At 64.4% G+C, this 22,829-nt stretch carries 25 protein-coding genes; 12 read left to right on the forward strand and 13 right to left on the reverse strand.

Annotated features, from left to right (window positions below; genetic code table 11):
* Positions 1 to 138 precede the first annotated feature (138 nt).
* On the forward strand, positions 139 to 1,935 hold the full coding sequence (locus J2X56_RS17270; protein WP_310161191.1) for a hypothetical protein: 1,797 nt from the start codon (positions 139 to 141) through the stop codon (positions 1,933 to 1,935).
* 408 nt (positions 1,936 to 2,343) lie between these two features.
* Positions 2,344 to 2,760, forward strand: a complete 417-nt coding sequence (locus tag J2X56_RS17275; protein WP_310161194.1) for a hypothetical protein — start codon at positions 2,344 to 2,346, stop codon at positions 2,758 to 2,760.
* Between the two features lie 224 nt (positions 2,761 to 2,984).
* Here J2X56_RS17275 and J2X56_RS17280 read toward each other — a convergent pair whose 3' ends face one another.
* Positions 2,985 to 4,082 (reverse strand): hypothetical protein, encoded by a 1,098-nt coding sequence (locus tag J2X56_RS17280; protein WP_209569463.1) that lies wholly within the window; start codon positions 4,080 to 4,082, stop codon positions 2,985 to 2,987.
* A 371-nt stretch (positions 4,083 to 4,453) separates the two neighbouring features.
* Between J2X56_RS17280 and J2X56_RS17285 the strand changes: the two genes are divergently transcribed.
* The gene (locus J2X56_RS17285; protein WP_310161576.1) at positions 4,454 to 5,125 is read left to right on the forward strand and encodes an HAD-IA family hydrolase; all 672 of its coding nucleotides are present in this window, start codon (positions 4,454 to 4,456) and stop codon (positions 5,123 to 5,125) included.
* Positions 5,126 to 5,135: 10 nt separating this feature from the next.
* On the opposite strand, the gene J2X56_RS17290 is transcribed toward J2X56_RS17285, so the two are convergent.
* Together J2X56_RS17290 and J2X56_RS17295 are read right to left on the reverse strand one after the other, a co-directional pair.
* A complete protein-coding gene (locus J2X56_RS17290; RefSeq protein ID WP_199725047.1) occupies positions 5,136 to 5,711 on the reverse strand; it encodes a TMEM175 family protein in 576 nt (191 codons plus the stop codon).
* The gene (locus tag J2X56_RS17295; protein WP_310161197.1) at positions 5,708 to 6,409 is read right to left on the reverse strand and encodes a YoaK family protein; all 702 of its coding nucleotides are present in this window, start codon (positions 6,407 to 6,409) and stop codon (positions 5,708 to 5,710) included. The genes J2X56_RS17290 and J2X56_RS17295 overlap by 4 nt, the downstream gene beginning before the upstream one ends.
* A 314-nt stretch (positions 6,410 to 6,723) precedes the next feature.
* Here J2X56_RS17295 and J2X56_RS17300 point away from each other — a divergent pair, with 314 nt between their 5' ends.
* The gene (locus J2X56_RS17300; RefSeq protein WP_310161200.1) at positions 6,724 to 7,344 is read left to right on the forward strand and encodes a response regulator; all 621 of its coding nucleotides are present in this window, start codon (positions 6,724 to 6,726) and stop codon (positions 7,342 to 7,344) included.
* 253 nt (positions 7,345 to 7,597) lie between these two features.
* On the opposite strand, the gene J2X56_RS17305 is transcribed toward J2X56_RS17300, so the two are convergent.
* The 5 genes from J2X56_RS17305 to J2X56_RS17325 all read right to left on the reverse strand — a co-directional run bounded on the left by J2X56_RS17305 (position 7,598) and on the right by J2X56_RS17325 (position 12,437).
* Entirely contained in the window at positions 7,598 to 8,467 is an 870-nt protein-coding gene (locus J2X56_RS17305) for an AraC family transcriptional regulator (protein WP_288069099.1), read from the reverse strand.
* A gap of 149 nt (positions 8,468 to 8,616) precedes the next feature.
* Positions 8,617 to 9,150, reverse strand: a complete 534-nt coding sequence (locus J2X56_RS17310; protein WP_039783149.1) for a Dps family protein — start codon at positions 9,148 to 9,150, stop codon at positions 8,617 to 8,619.
* A gap of 5 nt (positions 9,151 to 9,155) precedes the next feature.
* The gene (locus J2X56_RS17315) at positions 9,156 to 9,983 is read right to left on the reverse strand and encodes an alpha/beta fold hydrolase (RefSeq protein ID WP_039783148.1); all 828 of its coding nucleotides are present in this window, start codon (positions 9,981 to 9,983) and stop codon (positions 9,156 to 9,158) included.
* Positions 9,984 to 10,118: 135 nt separating this feature from the next.
* On the reverse strand, positions 10,119 to 10,541 hold the full coding sequence (locus J2X56_RS17320; RefSeq protein ID WP_121041017.1) for a DoxX family protein: 423 nt from the start codon (positions 10,539 to 10,541) through the stop codon (positions 10,119 to 10,121).
* A 12-nt stretch (positions 10,542 to 10,553) separates the two neighbouring features.
* On the reverse strand, positions 10,554 to 12,437 hold the full coding sequence (locus J2X56_RS17325) for an amidohydrolase (protein ID WP_310161208.1): 1,884 nt from the start codon (positions 12,435 to 12,437) through the stop codon (positions 10,554 to 10,556).
* Between the two features lie 294 nt (positions 12,438 to 12,731).
* Between J2X56_RS17325 and J2X56_RS17330 the strand changes: the two genes are divergently transcribed.
* From J2X56_RS17330 to J2X56_RS17350, 5 genes are all read left to right on the forward strand, one after another.
* Positions 12,732 to 13,421: a hydrolase gene (locus tag J2X56_RS17330; RefSeq protein ID WP_039783146.1), complete on the forward strand. Its 690-nt coding sequence runs from the start codon at positions 12,732 to 12,734 to the stop codon at positions 13,419 to 13,421.
* Between the two features lie 84 nt (positions 13,422 to 13,505).
* A complete protein-coding gene (locus tag J2X56_RS17335) occupies positions 13,506 to 13,673 on the forward strand; it encodes a DUF1427 family protein (protein WP_083859654.1) in 168 nt (55 codons plus the stop codon).
* 13 nt (positions 13,674 to 13,686) lie between these two features.
* Positions 13,687 to 13,929: a DUF1427 family protein gene (locus J2X56_RS17340; RefSeq protein WP_034334045.1), complete on the forward strand. Its 243-nt coding sequence runs from the start codon at positions 13,687 to 13,689 to the stop codon at positions 13,927 to 13,929.
* Positions 13,930 to 13,947: 18 nt separating this feature from the next.
* Positions 13,948 to 14,343 carry a response regulator gene (locus J2X56_RS17345; protein ID WP_310161214.1) on the forward strand — a complete coding sequence of 132 codons (396 nt, stop codon included), beginning with the start codon at positions 13,948 to 13,950 and terminating at the stop codon, positions 14,341 to 14,343.
* 65 nt (positions 14,344 to 14,408) lie between these two features.
* A complete protein-coding gene (locus J2X56_RS17350) occupies positions 14,409 to 15,965 on the forward strand; it encodes an ATP-binding protein (protein WP_310161215.1) in 1,557 nt (518 codons plus the stop codon).
* A 12-nt stretch (positions 15,966 to 15,977) separates the two neighbouring features.
* On the opposite strand, the gene J2X56_RS17355 is transcribed toward J2X56_RS17350, so the two are convergent.
* From J2X56_RS17355 to J2X56_RS17365, 3 genes are all read right to left on the reverse strand, one after another.
* Positions 15,978 to 16,880: a helix-turn-helix domain-containing protein gene (locus tag J2X56_RS17355; RefSeq protein ID WP_121041027.1), complete on the reverse strand. Its 903-nt coding sequence runs from the start codon at positions 16,878 to 16,880 to the stop codon at positions 15,978 to 15,980.
* A gap of 111 nt (positions 16,881 to 16,991) precedes the next feature.
* Positions 16,992 to 17,630: an FMN-binding negative transcriptional regulator gene (locus J2X56_RS17360; protein WP_310161217.1), complete on the reverse strand. Its 639-nt coding sequence runs from the start codon at positions 17,628 to 17,630 to the stop codon at positions 16,992 to 16,994.
* Between the two features lie 114 nt (positions 17,631 to 17,744).
* Positions 17,745 to 18,194, reverse strand: a complete 450-nt coding sequence (locus J2X56_RS17365; protein WP_034331311.1) for a PACE efflux transporter — start codon at positions 18,192 to 18,194, stop codon at positions 17,745 to 17,747.
* A 142-nt stretch (positions 18,195 to 18,336) separates the two neighbouring features.
* On the opposite strand from J2X56_RS17365, the gene J2X56_RS17370 reads away from it, so the two are divergent.
* Entirely contained in the window at positions 18,337 to 19,248 is a 912-nt protein-coding gene (locus J2X56_RS17370; protein ID WP_310161221.1) for a LysR family transcriptional regulator, read from the forward strand.
* A 240-nt stretch (positions 19,249 to 19,488) separates the two neighbouring features.
* Here the strand turns inward: J2X56_RS17370 and J2X56_RS17375 are convergent, their stop codons facing one another.
* Entirely contained in the window at positions 19,489 to 20,460 is a 972-nt protein-coding gene (locus tag J2X56_RS17375; protein WP_310161223.1) for a 3-hydroxyacyl-CoA dehydrogenase NAD-binding domain-containing protein, read from the reverse strand.
* Positions 20,461 to 20,638: 178 nt separating this feature from the next.
* Here J2X56_RS17375 and J2X56_RS17380 point away from each other — a divergent pair, with 178 nt between their 5' ends.
* Entirely contained in the window at positions 20,639 to 20,797 is a 159-nt protein-coding gene (locus J2X56_RS17380) for a hypothetical protein (RefSeq protein ID WP_166675775.1), read from the forward strand.
* A gap of 12 nt (positions 20,798 to 20,809) precedes the next feature.
* Positions 20,810 to 21,439, forward strand: a complete 630-nt coding sequence (locus J2X56_RS17385) for a hypothetical protein (protein WP_310161225.1) — start codon at positions 20,810 to 20,812, stop codon at positions 21,437 to 21,439.
* Between the two features lie 112 nt (positions 21,440 to 21,551).
* Here J2X56_RS17385 and J2X56_RS17390 read toward each other — a convergent pair whose 3' ends face one another.
* On the reverse strand, positions 21,552 to 22,622 hold the full coding sequence (locus J2X56_RS17390) for a porin (protein WP_084319776.1): 1,071 nt from the start codon (positions 22,620 to 22,622) through the stop codon (positions 21,552 to 21,554).
* Between the last annotated feature and the right edge of the window lie 207 nt (positions 22,623 to 22,829).

A 22,829-nucleotide genomic window follows, 5' to 3' on the forward strand; every position in this document is an offset into this window, starting at 1 on the left:
TGTCTCCTCCGCAATGATCGCCATGCCTGCCGGGTCGGCAGTGCCGTGGCCTCTGTCGTCCTGCGGCTGGCGTAGTCGTGATCAACATGCATGCCGGATGACGCGATCGGGTATGCCTTCAACGATAAAGCAGCCACCATGAGCATTACCGTACTGAATCTGACCGAAGCCAGCGCCCTGCTGCGTACCATCAACAAGCGCGACATCAAGGATGTGCGCGCCATCGATCTCGACCTGGCCCTGGTGCTGGAGAGCGGCCACAAGATCATCATCAGCCGCGGTGCCGTGGCGGCGGTGAATTCACCACAACTGATGCTGGAGTTCGCCGACGGCGATGTCGCGCTGGGTGACGTGTTCGAGAAGCTCAACCACATCGAGGTCCCGGCCGATGCTGCCGTGACCGTCACCTCCAAGGAGATCACGCGCTATGGCATCAAGCGTGTGGTCAAACCCAAGGTCGCCAGGAACAAGCAGGATCAGGAAGCGGACAAGGACAAGACCGACGAGGAAACCGCGGCCTCCCCCGACACCGACGAGGCGCGCCCCGCTGAAACGCTGGCCGGCAACGACGGATCCCGCAGCAGTCGCAGCGGCGACTCGGGCGGTAGCGACCTCACTGCGCGCAAGTTCACCAGTGGCAAAGGGAGCAGCTCTTCGCTGGCGATACAGGATGTGGCCGATGCCCCGGCCGATATCGGCAGCAGCAAGGGTGGCATCTCCTGGCCGGTGATTGCCGGCGGCCTGGGCCTGCTGGCAGCGGCAGGGGGTGGCGGCGGAGGCGGGGGTGGCGGCGGTGCTGCCGCGTCCGGTGCTGGTAGCGGCAGTGGCGCTGGCATTGCCGCAACCCTGTCCGGTGCTGCAGCCCTCGGTCCGCTCAACAATGCCACCATCACCGCCTATGACGCTGAAGGCCGGGTGATCGGCAAGGCGGTCCCGGTCATCAATGGCCGTTACACGCTGGTGCTGGACCAGTCCGGCTACAAGGGCCTGATCCTGCTGGCCATCCGCGACAACACCCCCGGCGTGGCCGACAACTATGCCGATGAAGCCAGCGTGCGCATGACCGACCTGGGCAACACCGTGCTGCGTGCGGTGGCATTGGCCGATGGCAGCAACCAGATCATCAACGTCACGGCCTTGACCGAACTGGCCGCGCTCAAGGCGGGCCTGGGTACCGGCCAGACCAACCTGGCTGCCGCACAGGTCGGCGCGACCACGGTGACCGGCGCGAATGCTGCCGTCAGCAACCTGTTCAAGGTCGACATCCTCTCCGGTGACGTGGCCCCGGTGACCACCACCGATGCGCAAGGCGCGGCCGTGATCAATCCGGCCTTCCTGCAGTCTGCCAGCGTGACCGCGCGCAACTACGGCATCGCGCTCAAGGCCATTGCCAACCTGGTCCAGACCAACAAGGAACGCTATGCCGACAACGGCGAAGCCATCCGCAAGCTGGCCGATGCCCTGCAGTTCACGGATGGCTTGCAGAGCCGGCTCAAATGGAAAGACGGCACTACCCAATCCGACCTCTTCGGCGAAAGCCTCAATGCGCGCGCCAACGATCCTGCCCGCAGCCAGAGCGAGCGCGACCAACTTCACGGGCGAGGAAGTCAAGCGCATCGTGGAAGGCGTGCGCATGGTCACCACCAGCCGCAACGACATCGAACGCAGCATGGAGATCACACTCGTGGGCCCCGGCAGCGCGTTGGGCGCCACCTCCCGCGCCACCCTGGTGGTGGACACCCGCGCCCCCGACCTCGACCTGGATGCCAGCCAGGCCGGGAATCAGGCCACGGTGAACACCATCGTTCCCAGGAACCAGGCCAGCGACGGGGTCAAGCTCTTCAAGGGCGAGGTGACCGCACCCGTGGCAGGCGACACCGCCAAGGTGGTGCTGACGCTGCCTGTGCCTGCGGGGACCAGCCCTGCAGGCTCTGAAAAGATTGTCCTGAGTACGGACAAGCGGTTCCCCACCACCACCGACTTCAACATCACCGGCAGCATCGGCGGGGTGGACGGGCTGGCCATTCGCTACACAGCCGCCACCCGTGAGCTGAGCATCAGCCGCCAGGACGGGGCCAGCCTGCCCGGCAGCCAGGTCAAGGCCATCCTGGAGGGGATCAGGTACAGCTTCCCGCCCAATCCCGACCTCAGCAGCGGCCTAAACAACGAACACCGGTTCGAGATCGCGCTGGTGGATCAGGCGGGCAATACCAGCAAGGGCCGCGTGGAAATGTCGACCCTCAGGACGACACCGGCCAGCCTGGTTGTGAGCGTGGTGGACGGACAGTTCGGCTACGGACTGATCAAGATGTCCAACGTCTTCGGATCGCCCAGACCACCAGCATGCAGGGCCTCAAGCTGGGCTGGTACTGGGCCGCGCAGGCGGGCACCTCGATCGTCGGCGGCAATGGCAATGACGAGCTGGTCTTGGGTGCTGCTGCCGATCCCGAGATCGTCGGGGGCATCCGTGTGCAAACCGGTGCAGGTGACGACAGGATCACCGTGGGCAGCTTCGGCAAGACGAGTGGCCTGAAGGCTACCGTTACCGACTTCACGGTCGGTATGGACCGGGTGAAGGTCTTTGGCCAGATCCTGAACCAGGACTTCGTGAAGAACTACGTCACGGCCTCCGATCTCAACGGCAGCACTCAGTTGCAGATCGACCTGGATGGCGCGGGCGCGGGCAAGCTGTATTACCACCTGACCCTGCAGGGAGTGCAGTACAACCCGTCCATGATCGGTAGCATCTTCGGCGTGTAAGCGGCAGGTCTCACCAGCCAAAGCACAAGGGCGGCCAACTGGCCGCCCTTGTGCTTTACTGCGTTTGCCTTTGCTGCGTTGATGGCTGCGTTCAGAACAGCAGGATCAGCAGCAGGATGATGGGAATCGGAATCCCCAAGAGCCAGAGCAGAATGGCACCCATGTCAGTCTCCTATGAAGGTTGGTGTTCAGGTTCGGCGAAACGTGGCGCGGGAGGGCGCTGTTCAACGCAACTCAGGTTCGCCGACGCGGCGGTCATGAAGTTCATGACGCAACACCGGTTCGCCGTAGAGTTCGTTGCGATCACGCAGGCGGCCGCCGTAGGTGGCCAGCAGACTGGCGACGAAGGCACCGCACAGCAGAGCCAGGAACATCCACAGCGAGGCATAGGCAGCAGCCTTGCGGGCGGCATCAGCGGCTTCCTTGGCCTTGGTGGCAGCCTGGTCCAGATTGCGCTGGTAGGCGGCAAAGGTATCGGCCACGCGCTTCTCGGCATCGGCTTGCGACAGGCCGGTATGGCGTGCCACCAGTTGGCCCAGGTAGCGCTTGTCGTTGTCGGCCAGTTGCTGGTTGGCCAGCGAATAACCGAAGACGCGGACCACTTCCATGCGTTGGGCCGAGGTCAGTTCACGGCCATCGGCGGGAGTCGGTGCAGCCAGCGGCGCGGCGGGAGCGGCGGTGGCGGCATCGCTGCCGGCGGCTGGAGTCACCGGTGCGGCAGGGGCTGCGCTGGTGTTGGCGGTGCCATTGGCGGTGCCGCTACGGAACATGGAATCGATGAAATAACCCGAGGCACGATCAGCCAGGTTGCCAGCTTGTTGCGCGCTCTCCGGGCCCATGGCCGCAGCGGTCGCGGCAGCGCCGGTACCGAGTACGCCACCGGCGGCACCCAGGGTCTTGGCCCCGCCCGAGATCACGCTGCCCACGGCCGAGCCCAGCAGGGCAGCGGTGGCCAGCGAAGCCACGGCCCAGGCCAGCAGGCCATGTGCGGTATCGCGGAAATAGACTTCACGGGTATGCAGGCCAGCCCACTTCACGCGCAGGCGGCCGGCCAGGAAGCCACCGATGGCCGAGGCGGCGATCTGGGTGAACAGCAGCCAGCCGGCCGTGGAATAGCCGATGGCCTTGGCCGAGACGCCCTCGCCGGACCACGGCGAGATCGACGAGAAGCCGAGGCCAAAGCCCAGCATCACCAGGATGAAGGACAAGGCCGCCGCCGCAAAAGCGCCCGCCAGAATGGCACCCCACGAAACGCCGGAGCCGTTGTTGTTGACGGCCTCGACGCTGGCCGGTGGAAGGGGATGGATGGTTGAGGTGGTCATGAGTCTCCTCGCGATTCTTGATGGATTGATCTCTGCGACTGGCGCAGGGCTGGGGGGCATTGCCACGGAGAGACTGTAGGCGCGCGCTGGCGCGCGCGCCATCGGCGGAGTTCGGCAGGTGGCGTAGGAGAGCAGGGAAGCGGGGAGTCGGCGTACAGGAAAACGTGCAGAATTCCGTACAAAATTCCGTGCCGAATTCACTACAGGAATCAGTACGGAAAAACGCAAGGAAAAACGTACAGAAAGAGCGGCAGAACAATGCTCAGTACGCTGTACAGAAAACTGCACAGCAGCGCTGCACCGAGTCTTATAGAATGAGCGCCTCACACACCGGCATCCTGCCCTGCCGCCCCAACCTGCTACGGATTCCCATGGCCAACACGCACAGCACTCCGATCACGCATTTCCTGTTCGACCTCGACGGTACTCTCATGGACAGCGACGCCCTGCACCACGCTGCCTTCAACACCATCCTGTCGCGCTGGGGCCGCTCGGTGGATGTGGACTACTACAAGACCCACATCATGGGGGCGTCCAACGCCATGATCTTCGATCACCTGTTTCCCGGCATGCCGGCCTCGGAATACCAGCCGCTGGCCGAAGAAAAGGAACAGCTGTTCCGCTCGCAGCTGGACCAGCAGGTCGCGCCCACGCCCGGCATCGAACGCCTGCTCGACCATATCGCCCGCATCGGTGGACGCACGGCAGTGGTGACCAATGCACCGCGCGCCAATGCCGAGCTGATGTTGAGGGCTACCGGCCTGGCCGGCCGCTTCGATACGCTGGTGATTGGCGATGAGCTGGAACGCGCCAAACCCGATCCCCTGCCCTACCTGACCGCCCTCCAACTGCTGGGCGGCACACCGGACCAGGCGGTAGCCTTCGAGGATTCGAGTTCGGGCGTGAAAGCCGCCAGCAGCGCCCAGGTCTGGACCTTCGGCATGCTGGGTGGACTGGATGAAGCGCGCCTGCGGGCTGCCGGTGCCCACGCCGTGATCCGCGATTTCAACGGTCAGGCGCTGTGGGACAAGCTCGGCGGATAAGTCCGCGCCTTCATTGCGAGCGGGCCGCCTCGAAGTGATGGTCCGGCAGGAACCACAGCAGGGCCAGCAGCACGTAGATGGCGGTCGCGCCCAGCGGGGTGGCCAGTGACAGCGGAATGGCCACCGCATAGAGCAGGATGGAGAGCGCATTCTTGCGCCCGTGTCCCAGCATGGCCGCCAGCGAAGGATGCGCCGCTTCACTGTGGCGCAGCGCGCGTTTCAACAGCAGGAAAGAGACCGAACACATCAGCAGCACCACGCCATAGCAGGCCACGGGTGCGCTCTGCCGATGATGGTTGGCCACCCACGAGGTGACGAAGGGCAGCAGCGACAGCCAGAACAGCAGGTGCAGGTTGGCCCACAGCACGCGCCGGTCGACCTGCGTGGCCAGCTGCAGCAGGTGATGGTGGTTGACCCAGTAGATGCCGATGTAGACGAAGCTCAATACATAGCTCAGCAGCGGCGGCATGAGCGGGGCGAGGTCGGCGAGACCGGCGCCTTGCGGTGTCTGCAAGCCCAGCACCATGATGGTGATGGCAATGGCGATGACGCCATCGCTGAAGGCTTCCAGCCGCGACTTGTTCACGACGTGGCCGCCTTGGCCGGCAGCGGCTGGCGAAATTCCCACGCCACCATCGCCACCAGGATCAGCACCGGCACGATCAGCCCGGCAAAGCCGATGGCGTGATAGGCGAAGGCGGCGGCGATGGCACCCGCGCCGAACGACAGCACCGGCCACACGAACTTGATGCAGCGCTCGGTGGTGCCGGCATCGGCCGCGCCGCGCAGCATGTCCACCACGTCGATCACCACTTGCGTGACGTTGCCCGTCATCAGCGAGGTCGGTGCCAGATGCGCCAGCAGCAGGCGGCTGATGGCGCTGTGGACACCCATGGAGGCGGTGCCCAGCAGGCCCGACGCCATCACCCAGCCTGCGGTAGGCGACTGCACCGGCGCGGCGGCGATGCCGCAGAGCATGAATCCGGTCAGCAACAGCAACTGCAGCAGCAGTGACCAGCCCAGGGCGCGGCCATCGCGGCGCTGGATGGCGGCGATGAACAGGCGTGCCACGGCCACGCCGAGGATGAAGGCCGGGAAGGCCAGGAATTTCAGCAGGATGGACATCTGCGAGGTATCCGCCAGGGCCGCGCCGATGAGGATGAAGTTGCCCGTCACGTGCGCCGTGAACAGGCCGAACAGCGCGATGAAGCCCAGCGTATCGACATAGGCGGCGAGGAAGGCCAGTCCCGAGGACTGGAGGCGGTTGCGTTGTGCGGCATTCATGAGGTGTCTCGCTTCCGGAGGGCGGGGGGCAGGCCGCACACCTTAGCACCGCTGCTGCCGTCCGCCCATTATCCCTGTGGATAAGACAAGTCCGGCGAAGCCGCGCCAAACCCTTGCCGATCCGGCAACGATATGCCTTTGATGGATGCAACAAAGGCATTTTCTACAAAAAACAGCACATTTGTACAATCCAAGCCGGGCCTGAATGCTGATGATGCGAAGGACTGCACGGCAAGGCCTGCGATGCCCGAAGAGGGGCGTTGCGAAGGCGTGCCGGTGCAAGGATTTTCGCAACCCGGCAAGACGGATTCATTATGGAAAGTACCGTATACGTCGTCGATGACGATGGCATGGTCAGGACCGCCCTGTTGAGACTGCTGGCCTCGGCCGGCCTGAAGGCGCGCGGCTTTGCCTCAGCCGACGAGTTTCTGCGCGAGTCACTGCCGGGCACGCCGTGCTGCCTGCTGCTGGACATGAAGATGCCCGGCTCGGATGGCTTCGAGGTGGTACGGCAGCTGGAACAGCGCGGCGATGCCATTCCGGTGATCTTCATTTCCGGCTACGGCACCATTCCCGTGACGGTGCAGGCGATGAAGGCGGGTGCCCATGAATTCCTCACCAAGCCGATCGAAGACGAGCGCCTGCTGGGTGCGGTGCAGGAGGCGCTGGCCATTGCCGGGCGTGATCTGCGTCAGCGTGTGGAGCAGGCCGCCAGCACTTCGCGGCTGGAAAAGCTGACCCCGCGTGAGCGGGAAGTGCTGGAACTGGCCATCGGCGGATTGCTCAACAAGCAGATCGCCACCGAGCTGGGCATCAGCGAAATCACCGTCAAGGTCCACAAGCGCCGCGTGATGGACAAGATGCAGACCAAGACCCTGGCCGACCTGGTGCGGGCGGCGGAGCGCTTGCAGATTCATTCTGCGCGGCAGCGGTGAGGGTGTCGAGCAACTCTGGAACGAATGGAAAGACGCCGTTCGCGCATCCGGCAGGAAACGCCGCTCTGCGCTGGCAAGAACGATGAAGGCGATACGACGGGGGACGACGGCAAATCAAGCGGATCCGGATCTCCATCTGGTCGTCGTCACCGGCACGGGAGACAAAATATATACGGACCAGAGCATCGCGCCCTTGTTGACGCCAGATGACCGCACCCATATTTCCGTGCTGGGCGAGTAGGCCTGGCATGGCCTATCCCTGTCCCCTCACCCACCCCATCGGCCCCACCCCCATCACCTGCTTGAAGACCCGGCTGAAGTGACTCTGGTCCGAGAACCCGCACTCCAGTGCAATGACCGACATGCTCTTGCCGTCCTCGCGCAGCAGCTGGCAGGCCAGGGCGATGCGCTGGCGCTGCAGCCAGGCGTGCGGCGGCAGGCCAAAGCTGAGCTTGAAGGCGCGCGAGAAATGCGCGCGCGACAAGCCGCACTGCGCCGCCAGCTCGGCCAGCGTCAGGCGCTGTCCCAAATGCGCCAGCATGTAGTCCCGTACCCGCACCTGCTGCCATCCGGCCAGGCGGCCGCTGTTGCGCGCCAGCGGCTGGCCGCCATAGTGCCGGGCCAGATGCGTGTGCAGGGCCAGCGTCACGCTGTCCATGAACACCGTATCGCCATCATTGGCCGCCTCGCCCAGCATCGGCAACATCGCCTGCACCAGGTGCCAGATCACCGGGTCGCGCACCGCCTGGCGCTGCTGCAGCCCGCTGATGCGGCGTCCGCCCTCCTCGCTCCATTGCTCGATGGTGGCGCGCGGCAACTGCAGGCGTACGTTGTCGTAGTCCGACAGGTGCTGGCAGCGCCACTGCTCGCGCAGGTCGGTGATGGCCATTTCGCCGCTGCGGTGGCCGCCCGCATGCACCAGCTGCTGGCCGCGCCACAGCTTGTGATGGCGGAAATCCTGCAATTGCACGATCACCGAAAAGGCATCCTCGCCCGGAATGTCGATCACCGGCACCGCCCCGGACGAGACGCCCGTGACCTGCGACTGCGCGGCGCGCGTCAGGCCCAGGCCGTCCTGCAGGCGGAGACGCTTGATGAAACGCTGGGGCAAGGGCTGGATCACGAGGAAAATCGATAAAAGTGAAAGAAAGAAAAACCACCCGCTCCAGTGGCGGCCAACAAGCCGATGCATCCGAAGCTGAGTGAAGGAAAACGCAAAAAAGGCAGAGCCGTCAAGCTCTGCCTTCCGCACCCTGCATCAAGAGGGAGCGCTCACATCGAGGTCCGCCCCGACTCAAACAGGAACCAGGCCCGCTGCTCGGCCTCGTCGATCCAGTTTTCCAGCAGGCTGGCGGTGGCGACGTCGCCGTGCTCATCGCACAGCTCGTGGGTCGCCATCATGAAACCGACCAGGCGCAAGTTGTCCTCGCGCAGTTCGGCCAGCATGTCGGAGGGCGTGACGAAGTCGGCATCGTTGTCGGCCAGCCGCTGCAGCTTGCCGACCTGCCCGGTGGACCGCAGTGTGGTCGCGCCGATCTTGCGCACCCGCTCGGCCACCGCATCGGTGATGGCAAGGATCTGCTGGGACTGGTCGTCCAGCAGCAGGTGATAGTCGCGGAAATGCGGCCCCGACATGTGCCAGTGGAAATTCTTGGTCTTCAGGTACAGCGCGAAGATGTCCGCCAGCAACATGGTCAAGGCCCCGCCGATCTCCTGGCTGGCCTGCGCGGACAGCACGCCAGGCGTAGCCAGCGGTGCCAGGCGACGCTTTTCAAGCTGCTGGCGTTGGTTTGCGTCCAGGCTCATGGTACTTACCCCTTCAGGAAGGCCAGCAGGTCTTCGTTGATCTGGTCCTTGTGGGTGGCGCACAGAGCGTGCGGCGCGCCGCCATAGATCTTCAGCTGCGCACCCGGCACCATCTCGGCCACCAGCTTGCCGGTGGTCTGGAAGGGGACGACCTGGTCGTCATCACCGTGGATCACCAGGGTCGGGAAATTGAATTTCTTGATGTCTTCACGGAAGTCGGTGCCGGAGAAGGCGCTCACGCAATCCAGCGTTCCCTTCAGCGAGGCCAGCATGGCGATGTTGAAGGTCTGCGAGAGCACGCCGGCGCTGACCGCATCGGCCTTGCCCGGACGGTTGGTGCCGAAGAAGACGGCGGCGAAGTCGCTGATGAATTGCGCGCGATCCTTGAGCAGGCCTTCCTTGATGCCGGCAAAGACCTCGGCCGGCACGCCCTGCGGGAAGTCCGGCGCCTGGCCGAAGATCGGCGTCACCGCACCCAGCAGCGCCGCCTTGGCCACGCGCTTGCTGCCGTGGCGGCCGATGTAGCGGGCCACGTCGCCGCCGCCCATGGAGAAGCCGACCAGGGTCGCGCCCTGCAGGTCCAGCTTGTCCATCAACTCGGCGAGGTCATCGGCGAAGGTGTCGTAGTCGTAACCGCTCCAGGGTTGGCTGGAACGGCCGAAACCACGGCGGTCATAGGCGATGACACGATAGCCGCGCTCGGCCAGGAAGTTCATCTGGTATTCCCACATGTCGCCGTCCAGCGGCCAGCCGTGGCCGAAGACGACCGGTTGGCCGCTGCCCCAGTCCTTGTAATAGATTTCAGTGCCGTCGCGGGTAGTGATGGTGCTCATGGTGTAACTCCTTGTGAGATGGTGTGGAGAGGCCGTGCAGGGGACAGCAACCGCCCTGCGCATGGCAGAGCGGCCTGACAACGTTGAATCTGCCAATGAAGCTGGAAGAGAGACCGCCGTGAATCGACTTGATTCCTACGGTTGAGCTGCGGCCCGGCCCAGCCGCCACTGGCCCGGACCGCACAGCGCGATGGCCGTGAAGATCACCAGCAGCAGCCAGCCGAACTGCCCTTCCGCGATGCTCCAGCCGGGATGCACCGCCAGCATGGCCACCAGCAGCACGCCGATGATGGGCAGGCAGGCCAGGCGGGTGAACAGGCCCAGCGCGATCAACACCGGACATAGCGCTTCGGCCAAAATGGCGGACCAGAGCGATACCGTCGGGCCGAGGCCGAAGGGATCCTCGATGACGGTCAGCTCATGCGCGTAATGCATGAGCTTGGGCAAGCCATGCACGTAGAACAGCATGAAGCTGCCGGCCACGCGCAGGAACAGCAAACCCAGATCCAGGGGCGGGACCGGCCAACCGGTCCGGCGAGCGGAATGATGCGCTTGCATGATCGGCCCCGCTCAGAACGCGAAGCAACTGCAACCCAACGCGCCCCAGAAACCGGCGAAGTGGGAAACCGGAACGCTGGACTTGCGCGCCACGTCATGGGAGTGACCATGCACGCCGCACGAACCCGCGCAGGCATGCGGCAGCGCGGTCTTCTTCTGGCGCGCGGCATCGCTGCTGGCGACGGCGCGATAGTGTCCCGGCACCTTGGCCACCGGCGACCACTCGGGCAGCACCGGGATCTCGCCCGGGCCGTGCGCGGAGAACGGACCGGTGCCATAGACCACCTTGCCATCCACCACGGTCATGACCGATTCGATGGACTTGATGTCGTCTTCATGCACGCTGAAGAAATCCGCCGACAGCACGGCGAGGTCGGCCAGCTGGCCGGCCTGGATGCGACCCTTCTTGGCCTGCTCGCTGGAGAACCAGGCGCTGCCTGCGGTCCACAGTTCCAGTGCAGTTTCGCGAGGTAACCTGCCAGTTGACCGGTACAGTGGCGTCCCGCCAACAGTACGGCCGGAGACCAACCAGTACAGTGCAGTCCAGGGGTTGTAGCTGGCCACGCGGGTGGCGTCGGTACCGGCACCGACCGGCACGCCCATCTCCAGCATCTTGGCCACGGGTGGCGTGTGCTCGGCGGCATCGCTGCCGTAGCGGTCGATGAAGTACTCGCCCTGGAAGGCCATGCGATGCTGGATGGCAATGCCGCCGCCCAGTGCCTTGACGCGCTCGATGTTGCGCTCGGTGATGGTCTCGGCGTGGTCGAACATCCAGTGCAGGCCGTCGAAGGGGATATCGCGGTTGACCTTCTCGAACACGTCCAGCATGCGCGAGATCGATTCGTCATAGGTGGCATGCAGGCGGAACGGCCAGCGGTTGGACACGAGGTGGCGCACCACCCGTTCCAGCTCCTCTTCCATGCCGTCGGCCAGGTCGGGACGCGGCTCGAGGAAATCCTCGAAGTCGGCCGCCGAGAACACCAGCATTTCACCGGCGCCGTTATGGCGCAGGAAGTCGTCCCCGTCACCTGGCTTGACCATACCGGTCCACTTCTGGAAATCGGCCAGTTCACTTCCCTTGCTCTGGGTGAACAGATTGTAGGCAATGCGGATGGTCAGTTGGCCGTCGGCTGCGAGCTTGTTGATGATCTGGTAGTCGTCCGGGTAGTTCTGGAAACCGCCGCCGGCATCGATGGCGCTGGTCACGCCCAGGCGGTTCAGCTCGCGCATGAACTGGCGGGTCGAATTGACCTGGTATTCCTGCGGCAGGGTCGGTCCCTTGGCCAGGGTGGCATACAGGATCATGGCATTGGGACGAGCGATCAGCATGCCGGTCGGATTGCCCGAGGCATCGCGCACGATCTCGCCGCCCGGCGGATTGGGCGTGTCCTTGGTGTAGCCGACCGCTTGCAGCACGGCGCGATTGAGCAGCGCGCGGTCATACAGGTGCAGCACGAAGACCGGGGTATCGGGTGCGGCCGCGTTCAACTCTTCCAGCGTGGGCATGCGCTTCTCGGCGAACTGGAATTCGGTCCAGCCACCGACCACGCGCACCCATTGCGGATGCGGCGTGCGCGCCGCCTGGTCCTTCAACATGCGCAGTGCATCGGCCAGCGACGGCACGCCTTCCCAGCGCAGTTCCAGGTTGTAGTTCAGGCCGCCACGGATGAGGTGCAGGTGCGAGTCGTTCAGGCCGGGGATGACGGTGCGGCCGCCCAGGTCGATGACCTGGGTGCTGGCCTGCTTGAGACGCATCACGTCGGCGGCGCTGCCGACTTCGATGAATTTTCCGCCGCCGATGGCAACGGCGTCGGCGATGGGGTTTTGCTTGTCGACGGTGTGGATCTTGCCGTTCAACAAAATCAGGTCAGGGGTGACGCTGGCTGCGGTGGTCATGGAGGCTCCGGGCATGGGCTGCAACGATGAAGAGGGCGGATTGCGCAAGTTGTGGCGTCGCGGGCGGCGAACCGTCCATCTCATGCGCTTGTGTTGGTGCTTTTGTTGGTGATGGCAGTGTGCAAAAACGCGCTGCCAGCGTCTAGCTATACGAACAGATAATGGCAGCGCCCTGCCCGCTTGCCTATGATCGCCTCCGGCAGCCTCACTCCCCTGCCACGCCGCTGCGCACCGCCTCTCCCCGGCCAAGGCAGCGGCTGCCGTCTCCCTGTTCACTCCACCTACGGAACCATCATGACCACCAACACCAAACTCGACGTCCTGACCCCGACCAACTGCCAGCTCATCATCATCGACCATCAGCCGCAGATGGCCTTCGGCGTGCAGTCGATGGACCGCCAGGCACTGAAGAACAACGTCGTCGCCCTGGCCAAGTCGGCCAAGGTCTTCAACATCCCTACCGTCATCACCACCGTGGAAACCCAGGGCTTCTCCGGCTACACCTATCCGGAACTGCTGTCGGTCTTCCCCGAGCACGACATCCTGGAACGTACCTCCATGAACTCCTGGGATGACCAGAAGGTGCGCGACGCCCTCAAGGCCAACGGCAAGAAGAAGGTGGTCGTGGCCGGCCTGTGGACCGAAGTCTGCAACAACAGCTTCGCCCTGTGTGCCATGGCCGAAGGCGACTACGAGATCTACATGGTGGCCGACGCCTCCGGCGGCACCTCCAAGGAGGCCCACGACTACGCCATGCAGCGCATGATCCAGGCCGGCGTCATCCCCGTGACCTGGCAGCAGGTGATGCTGGAATGGCAGCGCGACTGGGCCCGCAAGGAAACCTACAACGCCGTCATGGACATCGTGCGCGAACACTCGGGTGCCTACGGCATGGGCGTGGACTACGCCTACACCATGGTGCACAAGGCCGAGCAGCGCCCGCACGGCAACCAGAAGATCCTGGCACCGGTGCCGGCCAAGTAAGCCAGTCCGGTCACCGACGCCGCCGCGCTCCTGCCCTGCATCGGCGGGGCGCGGCGGCGTCCCATCTTCACGAGGAGCCGGGCCATGTCCGCTTATCTGATTTCCCTGGGGGCCGGCATCCTGATCGGTGTCGTCTATGCGCTCTTCAAGGTGCGCTCACCGGCACCACCGGGCATTGCCCTCATCGGCCTCTTGGGCATGGTGCTGGCCGAGCGCCTGGTCAACGGCCTGGGGCCCCTGCTGGGCCACTGATCCCGGAGTACGCATGAAACCTTACCTGATCTCCCTCCTGATGGGCCTGCTGGCCGGCCTGATCTACGCGGCCCTGCACGTGCAGTCACCGGCACCGCCCATCATCGCCCTGCTCGGCTTGCTGGGCATGCTCATCGGCGAACAGCTGGTGCCCATCGTGCGCCGCAAGCTGGCCGGCGAGCCGCTGAGCGCAGCGTGGTTCCACCGCGAATGCATGCCCAAGATCACCGGCACACCGCCGCCGGACGCCAAGTGAGCCACCGGGCAGACGATGATGAGCGAAGGGGAGACAACGCCACCATCACACCGCCCCATCGCGGTGATCGATGACGATCCCGGGGTCCGCGCGGCCCTGTGCAACCTGCTGGATTCCGCCGGGCATCGCCATTGCAGTTTCGATGGCGGCGAGGATTTCCTCACCAGCACCTGCCTGCCGGTAGCCGCCTGCGCCATCGTGGACCTGAACCTGCCGGGAATGAGCGGCTTCGAACTGGCCGAGCAGCTGCGCAGCCTGCGGCCGGACCTGCCGGTGCTGTTCATCTCGGCGCAGGTCACGCCGCTGCAGCGCCAGCGCGCCACGGCCATGGGCATGGCGCTGCTGGTCAAACCGGTCGACGCCGATACCCTGCTGGTGCTGCTGACGTCCACCCTGCTCTACGGCCCGCCCTGAACCGCGCGCGTCGGCAATGCGGCACAATGCGGCCTTGACCTCATCATCCTTGCCTGGAGATCCCCTTGCCGTCCGACCCGCGCCCTGCCGACGACGATGCCCTGCTGCACGCCCTGCGCGAATTGTCGGCGCTGCTCGACCCGGTGCTGCTCAAGCCGGCGCTCACACGCGCGCTCTGCCAACTGGCCGGTGCACGGCGCTGCCTGCTGGTGCGACATGAGGCCGGCCTGACGCTGATCGAGGCCGAGGCCAGGCGCGACGGGAGGGACGTCTGCAACAGCCAGGATCACTGCATCGCCGGGCCGGACGATCTGCACACGGCCGCGCTCACCCTGCGCCTGAGCCATCGTGGCCAGGCGCGTGGCGAACTGCTGCTGTATTACGACGCGCCACCCGCTGCGGCCCTGACGCGCCGCGCCCATCACCTCGCCGCCCACTCCGCCGTGGCCCTGGCCAATGCCGCCGACCATGCGCAGGCCTTGCTGGAAAAGGAACAACTGCTGTGCGCCGAGCGCGAACTGCGCACCAGCCAGGAACTGCTCAAGCAGGGCGAACGCTTCAACCACGCCGGCAGCATGCGCTACCTGGTACGCGAAGACCTGATGTTCTGCTCCGATGAACTGTGCCGCATCTACGGCCTGCCGCCGGGCCGCAACTGCATCACCTATGACGAGTTCGCGTCCATCATGCATCCCGATGACCGGCAGGAAGTGATCGAGACCGTCAATGCGGCCGTCGCCATGGGCGGCACCATTCGCGTGGAGCACCGCATCTGCCGCCAGGACACGGGCGAGGTGCGCTATCTCTCCGGCATCGGCAAGCCGGTATGGGTGGATGGCACCTTCACCGAATACGTGGGGACGGCCACCGACATCACCGTGCGGCGGCAGGCGGAATACGCCATCCGCGCGGCTCAGGTGGACATGGAGCGCGTCTCGCGCGCCAACACCGTGGGCCAGCTGACCGCGTCCATCGCCCATGAAATCAACCAGCCGCTGATGTCCATCGTCTCCAACGCCGGGGCCAGCCTGCGCTGGCTGAACCGGCCCGTGCCGGAACTGGAACATGCGCGCGCCGGCCTGCGCGACATCATCAGCGAAGGCCAGCGCGCCGGCGGCATCATCAGCAGCCTGCAGAACCTGACCCGCAATCGCGCGCCGCAATTCGAGCGCCTCGACCTGGCTGCGCTGATCCGCCATACGCTGACCCTGTCACGCAGCGAGCTGGATCAACGCGAAGTGCATCTTTCGCTGTCCCTGCCGCCTGCCGAGGTCCATGTACTGGGGGATACGGTGCAGTTGCAGCAGGTGCTGCTGAACCTGGTGGTCAATGCCATCGATGCCATGGCAGCCGTGCCGGAAAATGCTCGCACGCTCAACATTGGCGTGAGCTGCTGCAATGAACAGCGCGTGAAGGTAGAGATACAGGATAGCGGCGAAGGCATCGCGGCCGACGCCATGCCGCACATCTTCGATGCCTTCTATACCACCAAGGAAAACGGCATGGGCATGGGGCTGGCGATCTGCCGTTCCATCATCGAGACCCATCGTGGCCGCCTGCGCGTGGAGGCGGCGCAGCCGCAAGGGACGGTGTTCAGCTTCGACCTGCCGCGCGTGCCGTGAGCCGCGGGGCCATCAGCCCAGCCGGCGACGCCATGCGCCCGGACTGCTGCCCACGATCTGCGAGAACACGCGGCTGAAATGGCTCTGGTCGTAGAAGTCGCAGGCCACTGCGATCTCGGCCAGCGACAGGCTGGTGTGGCGCAGATATTCGCGCGCCATGTCGACCCGCTGCAGCAGCAGCCACTGGTGCGGCGTGTGGCCGGTACTGGCCTTGAAGGCGCGCAGGAAGTAGCTGGCCGACATGTTGCATTCGCGCGCGATCTCGGGAATGGAAACCTGCTCGCGGTTTTTCTGCAGCAGCATCTGCTTGGCTCGCTCCTCGTGCAGGCGCGACAGCCGCACATGGCGCGGCGCAGGCAGGCTGGCCCCGCCATAGCGTTGCAGCAGATGGGTGCCCATGGCCAGGCCGAGCTGGTCGACGAACAGGTAATTGTCGGCATCGGGCTGGGCCAGTGCCGGGGCCAGTGCGGCGGCCAGATGGGCCAGCACCGGATCATCGTGGCCGGTGACGGTGGCCAGCCCGCTGGCCTTGCGGCCGCGCAGATCCTCGTTGACCGTGGCAAACCATGACAGCGGCAACTCCACCAGCAGGAAGTCGAAGGGCGTCTGCAAGTCGGCCCGGTAGTCTTCGGAAAAATCGCGGATGTAGACGGCACCGCGTCCGAACTCGAACTGCGCGCCCTGGCGGCCACGGAAAATGCTGCGGCGGTGCTGCGACGCCATCGAGATGCCGACCAGGAAACCGCGATCGGAGGCCGGCGTGTAGACCTGCGACACCTCACTGCCCTCGACCCGCTTGCGATAGAAGCTGAACTGACTGCCCTGCAGCTCCTGGCTCTGCTTCAGCGCAGTGGACGAGCAGCCGAGAGAGTCGCTGCGTGCGGGGGCGGTGGCAAGCGGGACCTGGGCAGTCATGGGCGACCTCGTGGAAAACTGGAATGCAGGAGGGCATGCGGCAACCCTGTTCCGGGATTCTACAGGGCCGCGCATTCCCGTGTGAGGAATCAACAGCTTGCTTGCCCGCGATTACTGTTGCTTGCGGGCAGCCTCCTGCAGCATGGCCTCGCCCAGCTGCACATGGCCGCGCTCGGCCAGCGCTCTGCCTGCACCTTCGATATCCCGCACCTCCTTGTTCTGGCTGAGCTTGCGCTTGCCTTCCAGGCGCGTGATCTCGATTTCGATGCCGACGATGGCCTTGAGCAAGGTATCGGTGTAGTCGGCAGGCGCATCGGACATCTTCCACGGCTTGGCCTCGCCGGCCTCGTGAGTACGGGTCAGGCGCGCCACCACGCCGCGCAGGTAGCGCTCGTCATCGCGGATGGTCACGCGGCCATGGGCATGCGCCACGCTGTAGTTCCAGGTCGGCACCTGGCGATGCGCCTCATGCTTGCTGGGATACCAGCTCGGCGAGATGTAGGCATCACCCGCCGAAAACACCACCAGCACCTGATCGCCATCGGCCAGCTCGCGCCACAGCGGATTGGCGCGCGCCACGTGAAGATGCAGCGTGCCCAAGGCCCCTTGGGCAGGGTCGAGATGGCAAGGAAGATGGTTGGCATCCAGCCCGCTGGCCGTGTGCGAGACCAGCACGCCGAAAGGATGGGCGGTGATGAGCTGGTGCAGGCTGGCGGTGTCCTGGTCGGCGAAATGGGCGGGGATGTACATGGCGGGCGGCTGGCGTTGGACTGGCGTTGAAGGGAGAGGAGCGCCCTATTCTATTGCATCCTGCGCCGCGACTTCCTGCAGTTGCGGACAGCGCCAGTCAACGTCACCGTTCGCTCAGCGCGCTTCTGCGGTCTGCGGGCTGACCGGCATGGCCGAGCTGGGCAGGCCGAAGACACGGTCAAAGCCGAGGTTGAACAGATAGGTGTAGATCATGAAGAACACGATCAGCCCGAAGTCCAGTACCAGCGCTTCCCACAGGCTGATGCCCAGCCACCAGGCGAACAGCGGCACCAGCATCACCACCAGCCCGCCTTCAAAACCGAGGGCGTGCGCGGCACGGCGCGCAAAGTTGCGGCCACGGCGCGGCTGGCGCGCCTCCCAGCGTTCGAACAAACCGTTGAAGATGAAATTCCATACGAAGGCAATGGTCGACGAGGCCACGGCGGCCGCCGATGCATGGCCACTGTCATGGCCCGCGAAGACGCTCAGCCCGACCGTGGTGAAAATGATGGCCAGCCCCTCGAAGAGGCAGGCATAGACCAGCTTGCGTTTGAATCCCTGCATGATGTGCTCCAGAAGACCGCAGCGCGCCAGTCCTCTGGCCGCGCGATGGAAAGCATTCTATGATGAAGTTTTTGATGAATGAAGTCGGCTTCTTTCAGTTTTTCTGACAGGTCGGCACTGCCATACACACAAGGAACAGACGATGGCTTTCTCCAGTGACAACGTCAGGGTCTTCCTGGCCGTGCTCGACAGTGGTTCATTCTCGGCGGCGGCGCGCCAGCTGGGACGCGTACCTTCCTCGGTCAGCATGACCATCAGCCAGCTGGAAGCGGAGCTCGACCTGGTGCTGTTCGACCGCACCGCGCGGGATGCCCGACCGACCGAACTGGCGCGCGCGCTGGAACCGGATGCGCGCCTGCTGGCCAGCACCCTGCGCCAGCTCGACGCCCACGCGCTGGCCATGCATCAGGGACTGGAGCGCAAGCTGACGCTGGCGGTGGCCCCGGAACTGCTGTCGGTGCCCTGGGCCAAGCCGCTGGCGGTGCTGGCGGAAGAATTTCCCTCACTGGAGGTGGAAGTACTGTCCTCGCCGCAGGCCGATGCCATGCGCATGCTCTATGACAACACCGCACAGCTGGCGCTGGTCTTCGAGCGCCATGCCGGCAATGACCGCGAAGCCTTCCAGGAATTCAGCAGCGAGATGATGGTGGCGGTGATCGCACCCGAGCATCCGGCGCGGCTGCGCAAGAAGCGCAAGCTGCGTTATGAGGACCTGTACGACATCCGCCAGATCGCCGTGGCCAGCCGCGATGCCAGCATCTCGGACCCGCGCTTCTTCCTCGCACGCCACCTCTGGCGCACTGACAATCACCTGGCCACGCTGTCGCTGGTGCGCGAGGGACTGGGCTGGGCCTATCTGCCGCACAGCCTGGTGCAGGCACAGATCGAGGCCGGTACGCTGGTGGACATCGATTTCGACAACATCAGCAACCAGCAGCGCATGTGGGTGGATGTGGTGTGGAACAAGGACCAGCCGCTGGGCCTGGGAGCGCAGCGTTTCATTGCCCTGATGCGCGAAATGGCACCGAGCCGGCGCAAGCGCGCGCACAAATGAATGCGGCCCGCAGAGACCGTTCGGACTGAGCCGCGCCGTCAGGGCCGGCTCGAAGGCGCTGCGCGGGCAAAATTATCATCACGCTGCACAGCGTCTTCGATACGCGGCGGGGCCGCTACTCAGTCCGAACGGTTGGTTTTTGCACGATGAACACCGATTGAAAACCGCTTGAACACTGATCAATTTTTCTAAGTTTTTAAGAAGAGCTACCTTAGAGAAAAAATTCAGAAAACTTAGTTTTCAAGGAATGATTTTGGTCTTTCCCTTGGCCGCCAGCAACTGCACCAGCAGCTGGTCACGCTCGGCGGCAATGCCGGCAGAAGTCTTGCCGCTCATCTGCTCTTCTACCCCCGCGCGAATCTGTGCCTTGAGCGCGTCGGTGATGGAAGGCGCTCCCAGATCGGCCCACCAGCTTTCGATGGGCGGCCCCAGGTGATCCAGCATGTGGCCGATGCCGCCCTCTCCGCCCGACATGTGCAGATTGAGATAAGGCCCCATCAAAGCCCAGCGCAGGCCGGGCCCGTAGGCGATGGCCGTATCGATGTCTTCGGTGCTGGCCACGCCCTGTTCGACCAGGTGGAAGGCCTCGCGCCACAGGGCGGCCTGCAGGCGGTTGGCGATGTGGCCCTTGACCTCCTTGCGCACGTGGATGGCCTTCTTGCCGATGGCGGTGTAGAAGTCCAGCGCAGCCTGCACCGCCTCCGGCGCGGTCTGCGCACCGCCGATCACTTCCACCAGCGGGATCAGGTGCGGCGGGTTGAAGGGATGGCCCAGCACCACCCTGCCGGGATGGCGGCAGGCGGCCTGCACCTTGCTCATCAGCAGGCCCGAGGAACTGGAGGCCAGGACCACATGCGCCGGCAACGCGGCATCCATGCGCCGGAACAGATCGATCTTGAGGTCTTCGCGCTCGGGGCCGTTTTCCTGCACGAAGTCCGCGCCCTCGAGCGCCTCTTCCAGCGAGGCCGAGAAACGCAGGCGCTCAGGGGAGGCACCGGGCGCCAGCCCCAGCAACTCCAGGCTGGGCCAGTGACGCGCCACGGCGGCACGCAACTTCACTTCCGCCTCCGGCATCGGGTCGGTGGCCGAGACCTCCAGCCCCCGCGCCAGGAAATAGGCCGCCCAACTGGCCCCGATCACGCCGGTGCCCACCACCGCTACCCGGCGCACCTCCTGTTGACCGGCCCGAGCGCCGCTTGCTGATGCTTGCATCTGTGTCTCCTTTGTTGATGGGCTTCAATGAAGCCGGGTTCGTTATGAATATTCTTGATAAATCTCGATTTTATTCGAGGTTTTAGCGCGAGATTTGCATGGGCATTCGGCTACGATTGGCATCAAAGCACATACACAAATTCCCGGATATGAATCGGGATCAACTCCGGGTCACGCCATGTTTCTCTATCTTCCTTTCCTGCTGGCCTTTCTCACCGTGTTGGGGATTGCACTCGGCTGGAAATCAATAAGCAACAAGCTATGGTTGGCAAGCACCATCGTCACCCTGTGGTGGTTCAGCCAAACCGCCCAGGGCCCCCTGGGTTTCATCTTGTAATGGCACCGTCTCATGGACCGTTCCGTTGTCTTCACCCCACGCGAACCCGTGCTGCCGGGCGGGATTTTCCTCAATTGCCTGTGCCTGCTGGCCATCAGTGGCTACCTGGGCCTGCTGCTGTACCTCCAGTCGATGGCGCTGTTGCCTGGCACCCCGCTACGCCAGCTGCAGTACACCGGCATCATCCTCACCGGCATCGGCTTCCTGCGCAATCTGCGCTTCGGGATCAAGAGTGCGCATTATGGGGTAGCGCTGCTGGGCGCGCTGCTGACCGGGCTGATGGCCTTGCGCCAGATCTCGCTGGAAGCCCTGGCCGGGCAGACGCCCACGGGACCGCTGTTGCAAGGCATGCATTTCCATACCTGGATGGCCCTGTTTTCACTGACCGCAATCCTGACCATTGCAGCCCTGCTGGGTGTCAAGAGTGCCGAATACCCGGCGACGCTGCTGCTGCTGCAAAGCGCGGAAAAGGAAAATGAACCACGCCGCATCCCTTGGGGCAGGATAGTCGCAGGCACCATCTTCGTGCTGCTGGCCGGTGCGCATCTGGTGGCCAGCATGAGCGGCTGCGGCCGGCTGGTCTGTGACGAGGGGCTGATCGATCTCCTGCAATTGCATTCGCCACCCTCGCCCAAGCCCTGAAAAAAAACGGCGCACACCTGCCGTGAGCAGGGGTGCGCCGGTCAATGACGGCTCAAGACTATCGTGGCCCGCACGCCAACCACGCGTGCCGGGCCAGGGGACTACACGGACATCAGAAGCGGTGCTGCATGCCCAGGGTCATGCCGAACTGGCTGTTGGAGAAGCCGACGTCATCGCGCGACAGGCCCACCAGCTGGTTGTTCTTGGCCTTGGCATAGGCCGTGCTCAGGTACAGGTCGGTGCGCTTGGACATCGCGTACTTCAGGCGCAGCGAGTACATGATGGGATCAGCATCGTTGGCCACGTTCTTGATGTTCTGGTAGTAGATCGCACCGATCACGCTCATGGCCGGAGTGAACTTGTACGTCACGCCGCCCCAGATGAAGTCGCTGCGCTGGTCGGCAGCGCCGCTGGCCAGGGTCTTCTTGTAGTAGCGGTAGCCGAGGTTGAACTTCCAGGCATCCGACAGCTGGTAGCCGGCGGCCAGGTGGGCGCTGGTGGCGCGGTCATACGGGGCGTTGGTGGTGCTCACGCTGTTGTTGCGGTCATAGGTCGCGGCCACGCTGAACGGACCCGAACCCCAGCCCAGGCCGACACCGTACTTGGCACCGTTGCTGGTCTCGCCGGCCACTTCGCCGAAGCCGTACATGGCACCGACCTTCACGCCCGCGAACTCGCCCTGGTACTTGACCAGATTGGACACGCCGGTCGGCATGCCGTCCTTGCGGCCACCGGTGGCACCGGCCGAGGTCACCCAGGAATAGTTGGCCGAGTAGCCCATCGGGTCGAACGGCAGGATGAAGTCATAGGTGGTGGAGAAGGAACGGCCCACCACCACGCGGCCGAAGCCGCCTTCCAGGCCGACGTTGGACTGGCGGTTGAAGAGCTGGTTGGAATCGCCGTCGAAGGCGCCGTTATCCAGCTTGAAGCCGTTTTCCAGCTGGAAGATGGCTTTCAGGCCACCGCCCAGGTCTTCGGTACCACGGAAGCCGATGCGCGAGGTGTTCATGGTGCCCGAGCTGAGGCGCACCAGGCTGTTGCCGGCAGCATTGGCATTGGTGACATATTCCACGCCCGAATCGATCAGGCCGTAGACGGTAACGGAAGTTTGCGCCTGCACGGAAGTCGTGGCGAACGCGGCGAATGCGGCCAGCATGCTGGCGGCGAGGTGATTCCTTTGCACTGAGGTCTCCTTGGTTGAAAGCGTTGGATGGCGTCGGCACGGCCGTGCCGTGCGACGTCTTCTGTTCATGCACCCGGTGTGCTCCTGATGGCTTTTCCGGGTGAGCGAGGCGATGGCGGATAGCCTTGCTCGCTGGTTTTCATCGATGCGATGAACCGTCAAAAAACTAAGTTTTTCCGAACGGGAAACTTAGACATCCCGTTCGGT

Source organism: Herbaspirillum sp. 1173, assembly GCF_031455335.1.
GTDB lineage: Bacteria > Pseudomonadota > Gammaproteobacteria > Burkholderiales > Burkholderiaceae_D > Herbaspirillum > Herbaspirillum huttiense.